The organism is Lacticaseibacillus pantheris DSM 15945 = JCM 12539 = NBRC 106106 (genome assembly GCF_001591865.1).
GTDB classification, from domain to species: domain Bacteria; phylum Bacillota; class Bacilli; order Lactobacillales; family Lactobacillaceae; genus Lacticaseibacillus; species Lacticaseibacillus pantheris.
Map to the genome: position 1 here is coordinate 1 of NZ_BCVS01000085.1, position 10,637 is coordinate 10,637.

A 10,637-nucleotide genomic window follows, 5' to 3' on the forward strand; every position below is an offset into this window, starting at 1 on the left:
TCACCGTGGAGCGGTCCACAAAGTCGTAGTACCCCACGGCACCCCCGCCGGTCAGAACCACCACAGGCCAGAACCCCCACAGGCCTCAGCTACTTTGCGTACCACCCTGGAATTGGCTCTCGTACAGCTGGTAGTAAAACCCTTTGGCAGCCAGCAGCTCTTCGTGTGTCCCGCGTTCCACCACGCGGCCACCGTCAATCACCACGATGGTCGTCGCCCGGCGAATCGTCGACAACCGGTGTGCGATGACAAAGCTAGTTTTACCGCGCATCAGCTCCGTCATCGCGTGCTGCACGTCCAACTCGGTGTTGCTGTCAATCGGACTAGTAGCTTCGTCCAGTACCAGCACCGGTGCGTTCGTCACAAAGGCTCGCGCAATGCTCAGCAGTTGCCGTTGCCCCTGCGACAACCCCGCCGCGTCCTCCGTCAATACGGTGTCGTAACCATTGGGTAGCTGGCGAATAAAGTGATCCGCGTGGGCCTGCTCCGCTGCGGCGTGCACTTCGTCATCCGTCGCATCCAAGCTACCATTGCGAATGTTATCCGCCACGCTGGCGGTGAACATGTGTGATTCCTGTTGCACCACGGTGACCAGTCGCCGTAAGTTTTGGCGCTTAATCGTGGTGACATCCCGTCCATCCAAACGCACCGTACCAGACTGGAGTGGATACAGATTGGTTAACAAGTTCATCATGGTAGTTTTACCCGCTCCCGTTGGCCCCACAATCGCGACCGTGTCACCGGGATGGGCCTCGATGTTGACGTCATGCAAAATTTCTTTGCCTGGTTCGTACGCAAAGCTGACGTGGTCAAAGCTCACCGCGCCAGTAGTGGTCGTAATGGCCTCTGCATCCGGCAGGTCCCGTTCCGGTTCTTCGTCAATGACTTTGAACACCCGCTCCGCACTCGCTAGCGACAACTGTAGGGTGTTAATCAGGTTCAGGGTGTTATTGATAGGCCCCGTAAAGTTGCGGAGGTAAATCAGGAAGGTGAAAATCACACCAACCGTGATGCCGCCACGACCACTCACAATCGAAATGGCGCCCGCCGCGGTAATCAGCAGGTAAGCCACATTGTTGGTCATGTTGTTAAATGGCCCCATCGCGCCGCTAAATAATTGCGCACGGTAGGCCGCAGCGGTGTACTGCGTATTCGTCTGAGCAAAGCGGTCCAGACTCATCTGCTCGTGGTTGAACAACTGTACCGCGCGCTTGCCCGAGACGGACTCCTCAATCTGACTGTTGAGGTCCCCCAACGCCGACTGCTGGATGGTAAACGCCTTTTGCGTTACCCGCGCCGCCATCCGCGAAAAAGTGTACGTCATCACCGTGCTCAGTAGCACAATCACGGTCAAAAGCGGGCTCAACACAATCATCGCGCCGAGCATCCCCACCACGCTGATAATCCCGGTAAACAGTTGCACAAAGGTCTGCATCAGGGCGGTATTAATGTTATCCACGTCGTTGGTCAACGTGCTCATCACGTCCCCATTATCGTGGGTATCAAAGTAGCGCATGGGCAGCCGCTGCAGCTTTGCAAAGATGTCGTGCCGAATACGCGCACTGGTATCCTGGGCAACGTCAATCATCGTGTAGTTTTGCCAGTACGTGAACGCACTCGAAACGACGTACATCCCCGCGAGCACCAGACAAATAATGTACAGTCCCCGCAAATTATGCTTGGCGATATACGTGTCCACAACGATACCGTTGAACCGGTTGCCCACAATCGTGACCGCCGTCGTTACCACGGTCATCAAGAACACGCCAAATAACCGCCACTTTTTGCTGGCGAGGTACGCCCAAATACGGTGCACCGTCCCGCGCCAATCGTTAATGGACACAGCCACCCGCACTCCACGGGGTGTGCCACTGGGGCGGCCGCCACCGCCCATATTGCCAACATTACGCATTTGCATTTGCGGCTGCCTCCTCGCCAAACTGTGCTGCCACTAATCTCCGGTAGAACGTGGACGTTTGGATCAGCTCCTGGTGCGTTCCCTGACCGGTAATCCGGCCGCCTTCCAACACAATAATTTGGTCACAGTCAACCAGGTTACTGATCCGTTGGGAAATAATCATCGTGGTCCGGTGCGCACGGTTGACCTGCAGCCGCCGTTGAATAACCGCGTTAGTTTCCTGATCGACCGCGCTAGTAATGTCATCGAGTACCAGGATGTCCGGATCCGCCGCCAGTGCACGCGCAAGGTTTAACCGCTGCCGTTGACCGCCAGAAAAGTTCTTGCCGTGTTGTTCAACTGGTTGGTCTAACCCTGCGTCACCCTGGAAAAAGTCATCGGCGGCCGCGTCGTGGATGGCCCGCCGTAGCGCATCGTCATCCGCTTTCGGGTTGCCGTAACGTAGGTTATCCCGAACGGTGCCCGAAAAGAGCACGCTGTCCTGCAATGCCACCGCAACTTTGTGGTGCAATTCAGTCAACGTGAGCGCCTGGACGTCCACACCACCAACCGTGATGTGTCCCTGATAGTCGTCAAAGGCGCGCGTCAACAGGTTGACCAGCGTCGTTTTGCCGCTACCAGTCGTCCCAATCACACCCAGCCAGGCACCATCAGGAACGTGTAGATTAACGTCCGCCAATATTGGCCGCTTCCCGTACCCAAAGTTCACGTGGTCAAAATCAAAGCCGCTGCCCGCTGGCAGTTGCGTCTGTCCGGACTGTTGGTCGAGGGCATCGTGACTGTCCTCTTCCGCCAGGGCCTCGCGCACCCGAATGGCACTGGTGCTCGCGCGAGAAAACGCAGTAATGATGTTGACCGTACCAATCATTGCGTTGGTAATTTGAATCATGTAGTTCACAAAGGCGATAATCTGGCCGTCCAAAATGGCGTGCTGCATGTCCAACCGCCCACCGTAGGCCAGAGCCACCACCACGGCCAGGTTGAGCACTAGCAAGATAACGGGCGACAAAATGATGGTGGACCGTTGCGCCTTTTCGCTATCACTTTGCAAAGTGTCATTGGCCTCCGTGAAGCGGTCGTACTGGCTGTCCTCGAGGGTATAAGACTTGATGGTCTTCATCCCGTTGAGGTTCTCCCGCATAATCAGGTTAACGTGGTCAATGCTTTGCTGCACGCGCGTAAATAGCGGCACGCTCCGCCGCACCACGAGCACCATAAAGATTAGCAGTAGCGGCATCACAATTAGCAATAACCACGCTAATTTAGGGCTAACAATGACGGACATGACCGCGCCACCAACCATCAGAAATGGCGAGCGGACCATGCCCCGCACCATCAGCATCACCAAGTTTTGCATCTGCACGACATCGTTGGTGATACGCGTAATGATGGTTGCCGGCTGTAGTCCCTGGGGGTTCCGGCTCGTGAGCGCGACCCGCAGCATGTGCTGTCGTAGTTCGGCACCCATCTGCAATGAGGCGTAGCTACCCATCGCGTTACAGGCCACCCCGGCAATCAGGCCAATGAGGGCAAAGACGGCCATTAAACCGGCCGTGCGGAGGACGTAATTCATGTCACCTTTGCCTAACCCATTATCCAGGATGCGCGACATTAACGTTGGTTGCTGTAGGTCTGACAACACTTCACCCAACATCGATAATGGTGCCAAAATCAGGAAAAGCAACGCCTTTCCGTGTGTGTGTTTAAAAACAATATTAAACAAGTCTGCGTGACCAGGGCCGTTGTCCTGGCCGCTCCCTCCCTTACCGACAATTAGGTCGTAATGCGTTAATAATTGTTTATTATAGCGTTTCCAAATAGTAAGTAAATATAGGCCGACACCTTTTTGCGGTTCATTTCGACCAGCAACGGCCGCAACGCACAATCGGCGTGCACCCAGTAGCCGGGATGAACAACATCCCCACTTCTAGGTACACGCCGATTTATTGGTTCAGCACACCGATTCAGTTAGTCTATTCAGGCCGCAACCGTTTGTAAGTATCGGTGACTAGCCAGCATTTCTGCACAGTCCCACTGGTTGGCCAAGTTAATTTCGTAAATACGGGACGCGTCCGGATTCAGTTCCGGCAAGACACGTGCCCAATCAATTAGACCAGTGCCTAACGTCAAGCTGTCGTGCGTTTGCCCCATGGAATCCACCAGGTGGTAATGGCGCACTGCGGGTGCCAGGTGCCGTAAACTTGCAATCAGTGCGTCGTTGTCACCGTGGAGCACGATGAATGCATGGCTGACGTCGTACGCCAGCGGTAAATCCAGCGCCAGCAGTTCGCGTTCAAAATCCGGGTGGCCGTACTGGAACGTTGCCAGCATACTGTTTTCAAACACCACGTGTCCGCGGGCACGACTAGCCAGCTCGCTTAACCGCCCCAGCACGACGGTCTGCGCGACTTTGAGGTTTGGCCAATCTCCGACTAAGTCCGGTTCGCCCGGTTTTTGGTTGTAACCACCGTGGATGAGCGCCACCGTCCCGGTCGCCCGGGCAAAGTCGACCAGCCGCCGGGAGCTGTCCATCACGAACCGGTACAACTCAGGATGGGCGTCCTCGTTCACGCACAACTCGCAGCGCCATCCCTGCCACTTCATGGGGTGATGTAACACCACTCGCGGTACAGATTGCTGGACCAACGCCACCATTTGCTGTAAGTGTGCCCAACCCGCGGTGGTAAAGTCGTCCGCCGTTAAGTGAAACTCAAACACATCCGGATGGTACTGCAACCGGTCGGCAATTTGACGTTCATCGGTGCTTGCTTTTAATCCTAACTGCATGCCCGTGCCACCTACTTTGCACTACGGACGGCGGCGACGATACGTCGAGCCGCCTCATCAACAATCTGCGGGTCCGTCGCTAGATTGAGCCGAATGCACGTAGCGGTAGTCGGCGCAAACCACTCGCCGTAATCCACCGCTAAGTGGGCCTGATTCTGCACAAAGTCGCGAATATCCTGCGCATCAACGTACGCACCCAGGTCGAGGAAACTCAAGTAAGTTCCTTGTAGGTCGGCCACCTTCACTTGCGGAGCCCCATCGGCTAGGACGTCCCGGAGGTGATCATAATTAAACCGTACGACGTCAAGCAAATGGTCAAACCACTCTTCGCCGTGCCGGTATCCGGCCTCCGTGGCGATTTGCCCTAGCATGGTACCCGCAACGTTGTCCACCCGCTGCGAATACTGGTCATAATCGGCACGCAAATGTGCATCCGGAATGAGTACGTTGCCGTTGTTCAGGGCGGCGAGGTTGAAGGTTTTTGATGCGGCATTCAGGACCACCAAGTGCCGCATCTGCGTTGGTGTCGCCACCGCCAGGGCGGAGGTAAACCGTGGTCCGCCAACTTCAAAATCCTGGTGAATTTCATCGGCGACCACGATGACGTCGTGCTTTTCCGCAATGCTGAGAACCCGCCGCAGCTCGTCGGCTGTCCAGATTCGGCCAACCGGGTTGTGCGGAGAGCAGAGAATCAGCAGACGGGGATGATTAACGGCTAGGACTTGCTCCAGTTCGTCAAAGTCAATTTGCCAGCCGGACTCGCCCCACTGCAGGTTAGCGGACACCACTTTGCGGCCCTGATCCTCAATGGCGTGCATAAAAGGATAATACACTGGCTCCATTACCGCCACCGGCGCCCCGGGTGCAGTCAGCCAATCAACCATCATGTACAACGCCTTGACGATTCCGGTCGTCAAACGCACCCAATCGGACTGGATGGTCACCCCGTGCCGGCGCTGCATCCAATCAGCCAAAGCCGCGTAATAACTGTCGGGCGTGAATGAGTACCCGTACACCCCCGTTGTGACCCGGGCAACTAAGGCGTCACGGACGGCTTGCGGAGCCGCGAATTCCATATCGGCAATCCACAACGGTAACAGGTCGGTAGCACCAAATTCTGCCTGTAGTCCGTCCCACTTTTCCGAGTTAGTCCCGTGCCGGTCAACCAAGTTTTCTTCAACAAACGTGCGCACTGTTTCTGGTAGTTGCACTGCCATTATCTGGTCACCACTTTCTATTAATAGCTTTATACTAGCAGAACATACCCCGAATACCCAAAAAAGGTGCCGCGACAGTGACACACCGCCCGGCACCAAGGTCACTTATACAATTAACCACGACTCATCGACATCGTCCTGCCGCCGGACGGACTTACCGTACTCATCAATCACGGCGTGCCAATCTTGCGCGGTGGCGGCTGAAATTCCATCCATCAGGCTCGTCGTTGCCTGCTTCATGGCCGCGTAGGTCTTATAATCACCTACGCCCAGCCGTGCAAATAGCTTGCGCGCGTAGTTGTCAGCCACGAAAACCGGACGGTCAAAGATGTAGAGCAACATATCGTCAGCCGTCTCGTCACCCACACCCCGAATGGAGAGTAGCGAAGCTCGTAGCTCGTCCGTCGGCACGTCTTTAAAACTATCCAACTGGGCCCCATGATCCTGGTACCATTGGAGCAGCGCCTGAATTGACCGTGTCTTCTGCCGGTAAAATCCGGACGGCCGAATCAGCTGTTCCAACTCGTTCGTGGGCATCGCCGCCAACTGCTCTACCGTCATGTACGGCATCATGTTGGCGATCACCTTTTCGGTATTACGGCCGGTGGTCTGTTGCACCAATATCATTGAAATCCAGTCAGCCAGCCGGTTGTCGTTTTGCCACCAGTTTTGTGGCCCTAAGCGCTGCAATAAGCGGTCTAAAACTTGACGTTGTTGCGCCGGGATACTCTCTGCCATGTCCGCCTCCATCAACTTACTACTTCAACAGTCCCGCTTTGCGCAGGTACTGACGCGCCACCGTAGACGCCTTCTTGTGCTGCACCGTGACCTCGTAATTCATCTCCTGCATGTCGGCAGTCGTGATGCGGCCGCTCAGCTTGCGCAGACTGCGGACTACCTCCGGGTGTTGCTTGGCAAACTGCGTCTTCATCAATGGTGCACCCTGATACGACGGGAAAAAGTGTTTCGAATCTTTCAACACCACCAGGTGGTACTGACGCAATTGTGGGTCCGTTGTGTACGCGTCGGTTACGCCAATCCGGCCCTTGGCCAACGCCTCATAGCGTAACGAGGGCTCCATCGTCTTCACCTGGGTAAAGTTGAGCCCATACGCCTTCTTCAGCCCGGGATAACCGTCCTCCTGGGCGTAAAAATCAGGATCAAAGCCCGCAATCAGCTCTGGGTGGCTGACCAAGTCCTCAAAATTCTGCAGGTGGTACTTCTGCGCCGTCGCCTTAGTGACCGCGAGTGCATAATCATTCTGGTACTGCATCGGCCGGAGGTACGTCATCCCGAACTGCTTGGACAACGCTTGCTTCGCCGACTGGTACGCCTTGTTCTGGTTGTGACTCACGGTCTGGTCACCCTTGACTAACGACTGCAACACGGTACCCGTAAACTCTGGATAAACGTCCACTTTGCCACTTTTCAGGGCCTTGAACAAGAAGCTAGTGCCCCCAAAGTTGGCCTTAACGGTCACGTGCACGTTGGAATTATCCTGCTCAATGAGTTCCTTATACATGTTGATGAGTACTTCCGGTTCACCGCCCATCTTCCCCGCGATGGTCACGTTGGTGGTCTTAGGCGCAGTCACCGCGCGAACGCCGTACACACCGCCGCCCACCACAATCAGCGCGACCAAGCCTATTAGCAGTCGTTTAAGGGGCACCTTCGATAGCACCCGAATCAGCCAACTAGCCAGCAATGCGAGGACTGCCGCGAGCAGCGCCCCCACAATGAGGGCGGCGTTGTTGTTGGTTTGGATACCCAACAAAATGTACGTCCCCAGACCGCCACCACCAATCAGTGCGGCCAGCGTGGCGGTCCCAATGATCATGACGACCCCAATCCGAATACCGGACAAAATCATGGGCATGGCTAACGGAAATAAAATTCTGAATAAACGGAAACGCCGTGACACACCCAAAGCATCCGCCGCCTCGAGCAAAACCGGATCAATGTTGGTCATACCGGCGTATGTATTGGAAAAAATCGGCATTAACGCGTACAGCACCAGCGCAATGACCGCGGGCACCGTGCCAATGCCCACAATCGGAATGAGCAGACCCAAAATAGCTAAACTAGGAATGGTCTGAATCACGCTGGCAACTTGTAGCACAAATTCGCCGGCCCGCCGGTGGTTGAGTAAAGCCACCGCGAGCGGAATCGCGATGATAATGGTAATAATGGCCGCCAAAGCCGAAATCTCGATGTGTTGCAGTAACGACAGCCAGATTGAGTGTTGATTTTTGGCGATGTAACTCCATACTTGTTGTAACATTACTGCTGGTCACCACCCGTCATTCGTGCCATGTAGGTAATTAAGTCGGCAGCTACCAACCGCGTTTTGCCCACCCGGACAACAACGTCTGGCTGAGTTTGCACGGCTGCCGCCCAGTCAAAGATAGTATCGCGACCATCGAGCGTCACCGTCTCGTCCCCCACTGCGACTTTGCCTAAGCCACTCGCGGCCACCTGCTGCATGTAGCGACTACGCGCAATCTCGTCGTCAAAGAAGTTGCGGACAAAGTCGTTGGCCGGTTTCGCCATAATGTCGGCCGGCGTGCCCACCTGTTGCAGCCGCCCACTGTGAATGACAGCGAGGTGGTCGGCCAACTGCAAAGCTTCGCGCATGTCGTGGGTCACGAAGACAAAGGTGGTTTCGAGTTCACGATGGAGTTCCCGCACGAGTGACTGTAGTTGGCGCCGCGACAATGGGTCGAGCGCACTAAACGGTTCGTCCATCAACACCAGTTTGGGGTTGGGAGCCAGCGCACGGACAATACCCACCCGCTGGGCCTCACCACCCGACAACTCGCTGGGTTTCCGGTCGAGGAATACTTCCGGATCCAAATCCACACGGTGCATCAATTGACGGATCCGGTCGTGCATCTTTGCCGGCGCCCAGCCCAATGCTTCCATTTGAATCTGGGCATTTTGCTCAACGGTCATGTTGGGGAATAACGCCCCCGACTGTAACACGTAACCGGTGTGCCGGCGTAGGTCCTGTAGATCAACTGTGGCAACGTCCACACCGTCGACAAAAACCTGACCGGATGTCGGTACCACTAAGCGATTAATTGACCGCAGGAGGGTCGTCTTGCCACTACCGGACGGGCCCACCAGCACAAACAGTTCGCCATCATCAATGGTCAGCGTGAGGTTAGCCAGTGCATCCCCATCGGCGTACGTTTTGGTCACTTGCTTAATTTCAATCATGCCGTTCCGATCCTCCCAGAAGTACTATGCCAATCACAAAACCCAACCCAACAAAACGCGGGCAGCTATCGTCTATCGGCTTACGTAAAAAAAGTAACTTGTGTTCCTGATTGTAGCACAGTGAACATACGTTTGCAGGTGAAATTGCGGATTTAATACCCAACTGTCACCCACCCCTTGCATTGTGCGTGCCGGGTGACATAATTATTGGTACAGAGCGGACCCATGCGGTCAGAAGCCATAGTGTAAGTAGTGTAAACCGGCAGGCGTACTTTGCCTGGTGGGTTACACTGCTTACACGGCGGCTTCTGCATGGGGGAGCTCGACTATACAGAGCGGAACTTTAGCAAAGTGAGGTAACCTGAATGGCAACAAAAGAACAGCGAATTGCAATTATCGGCGACGTGCACGGCAACTTTGGTGCCCTCACGGCCGCATTGGCGGATGCGGAGGAACAGCACGTCACGGATTACATCGTGCTGGGTGACATTACCAACCGCGGCCCCGAGCCGGAGCGCTGCCTCAGGGCGCTACGTCAGTTGCACCCGCTCGCGTGGGTGCTGGGCAACCACGAGGAGGTGTACACCAGCCTGCTGGCGCACCGCTTCACCGACTTCGATGGCAATAGCAAAGCCGTCATGGCAATCGTGACGTCTAATTACGACCGGCAACGCATGACGGCGGATGAGTTCCGGTGGCTGGCCGCCCGGCCCCTGCAGCAAAACGTCACGGTAGCGGGCGTACGGGTCAGCATCTTTCACGCCACGCCGGACAAGTGCCGCGGTCATTACACTGAGCCCACCGCCCCTCAGGACCACTTTGACCACGTGCTTGCCGGTAATAACGCCGACCTGGCCTTTTGCGGCCACACCCACCAGCCAGTTGTGCGGCGCACCACTGACGGCCGTTACGTCATTAATCCAGGTAGCGTCGGGCAATCAACCACCTCTTGGCCTCGTGGGGAAATTAGTCGTGCTTGTTACGGTATCCTTTCGGTGGCTGATGGCAGTGTCGGCCGCTGGACGCAGCGTTACGTACCGTACGACGCCGCCAGCGAAGCGGATTTGGCGGGTGCACAGAACGTTCCGTACGCCGAACTCTACCAGCGATTGATTACAACCGGCGAGTTCACGTACACTACGGAGAACGTTGCGGCTATCAATGCGCGTGCAGGGCTGGATACGGTCGCCCACGCAGCGATTGCTAATGACCAATGGTAAATAATCAAAAAGCGTTAACGATAATGGTTGCATCATCCAGAGATGCAGCCGATATCGCTAACGCTTTTTCAATTCAGTTATGGTGCTGGGTCTGACATAGATTTTGGTTGGAGTGCTAATTGTGGTCGAACCCGCGGGTGGCGTTGGGGGTGGAGGCGTCGTGCCTGTAGACGTGGTTGCTGCGACCCCGAAGCGCTGTTGGAATTACTGTCAGTTGTGCGCTAGCACTTACTGACAGTTATGACTTACAGCGGCAGATTCTGGAGACAAAGTGGG

General features: G+C 55.6%; 8 protein-coding genes. 1 reads left to right on the forward strand and 7 read right to left on the reverse strand.

Annotation, left to right across the window (positions count from 1 at the left end):
- Positions 1 to 85: 85 nt before the first annotated feature.
- The 7 genes from LPA02S_RS08775 to LPA02S_RS08805 all read right to left on the reverse strand — a co-directional run bounded on the left by LPA02S_RS08775 (position 86) and on the right by LPA02S_RS08805 (position 9,141).
- Complete coding sequence (locus tag LPA02S_RS08775; RefSeq protein ID WP_056956293.1) at positions 86 to 1,894, reverse strand: ABC transporter ATP-binding protein; 1,809 nt, start codon at positions 1,892 to 1,894, stop codon at positions 86 to 88.
- Positions 1,895 to 1,904: 10 nt separating this feature from the next.
- Positions 1,905 to 3,641, reverse strand: coding sequence for an ABC transporter ATP-binding protein (locus LPA02S_RS08780; protein WP_054651696.1), 1,737 nt, complete (start codon positions 3,639 to 3,641; stop codon positions 1,905 to 1,907).
- 254 nt (positions 3,642 to 3,895) lie between these two features.
- Entirely contained in the window at positions 3,896 to 4,705 is an 810-nt protein-coding gene (locus LPA02S_RS08785; RefSeq protein ID WP_054651686.1) for a sugar phosphate isomerase/epimerase family protein, read from the reverse strand.
- An 11-nt stretch (positions 4,706 to 4,716) separates the two neighbouring features.
- On the reverse strand, positions 4,717 to 5,922 hold the full coding sequence (locus LPA02S_RS08790) for a MalY/PatB family protein (protein ID WP_056956290.1): 1,206 nt from the start codon (positions 5,920 to 5,922) through the stop codon (positions 4,717 to 4,719).
- 105 nt (positions 5,923 to 6,027) lie between these two features.
- Positions 6,028 to 6,660, reverse strand: coding sequence for an endonuclease III domain-containing protein (locus tag LPA02S_RS08795; RefSeq protein WP_054651690.1), 633 nt, complete (start codon positions 6,658 to 6,660; stop codon positions 6,028 to 6,030).
- Positions 6,661 to 6,679: 19 nt separating this feature from the next.
- Entirely contained in the window at positions 6,680 to 8,203 is a 1,524-nt protein-coding gene (locus LPA02S_RS08800; RefSeq protein WP_056956291.1) for an ABC transporter permease/substrate-binding protein, read from the reverse strand.
- The gene (locus tag LPA02S_RS08805; RefSeq protein WP_054651692.1) at positions 8,203 to 9,141 is read right to left on the reverse strand and encodes an ATP-binding cassette domain-containing protein; all 939 of its coding nucleotides are present in this window, start codon (positions 9,139 to 9,141) and stop codon (positions 8,203 to 8,205) included. Before LPA02S_RS08805 ends, LPA02S_RS08800 begins: the two co-directional genes overlap by 1 nt.
- A gap of 365 nt (positions 9,142 to 9,506) precedes the next feature.
- On the opposite strand from LPA02S_RS08805, the gene LPA02S_RS08810 reads away from it, so the two are divergent.
- Complete coding sequence (locus LPA02S_RS08810) at positions 9,507 to 10,361, forward strand: metallophosphoesterase family protein (protein ID WP_056956292.1); 855 nt, start codon at positions 9,507 to 9,509, stop codon at positions 10,359 to 10,361.
- Positions 10,362 to 10,637 lie beyond the last annotated feature (276 nt).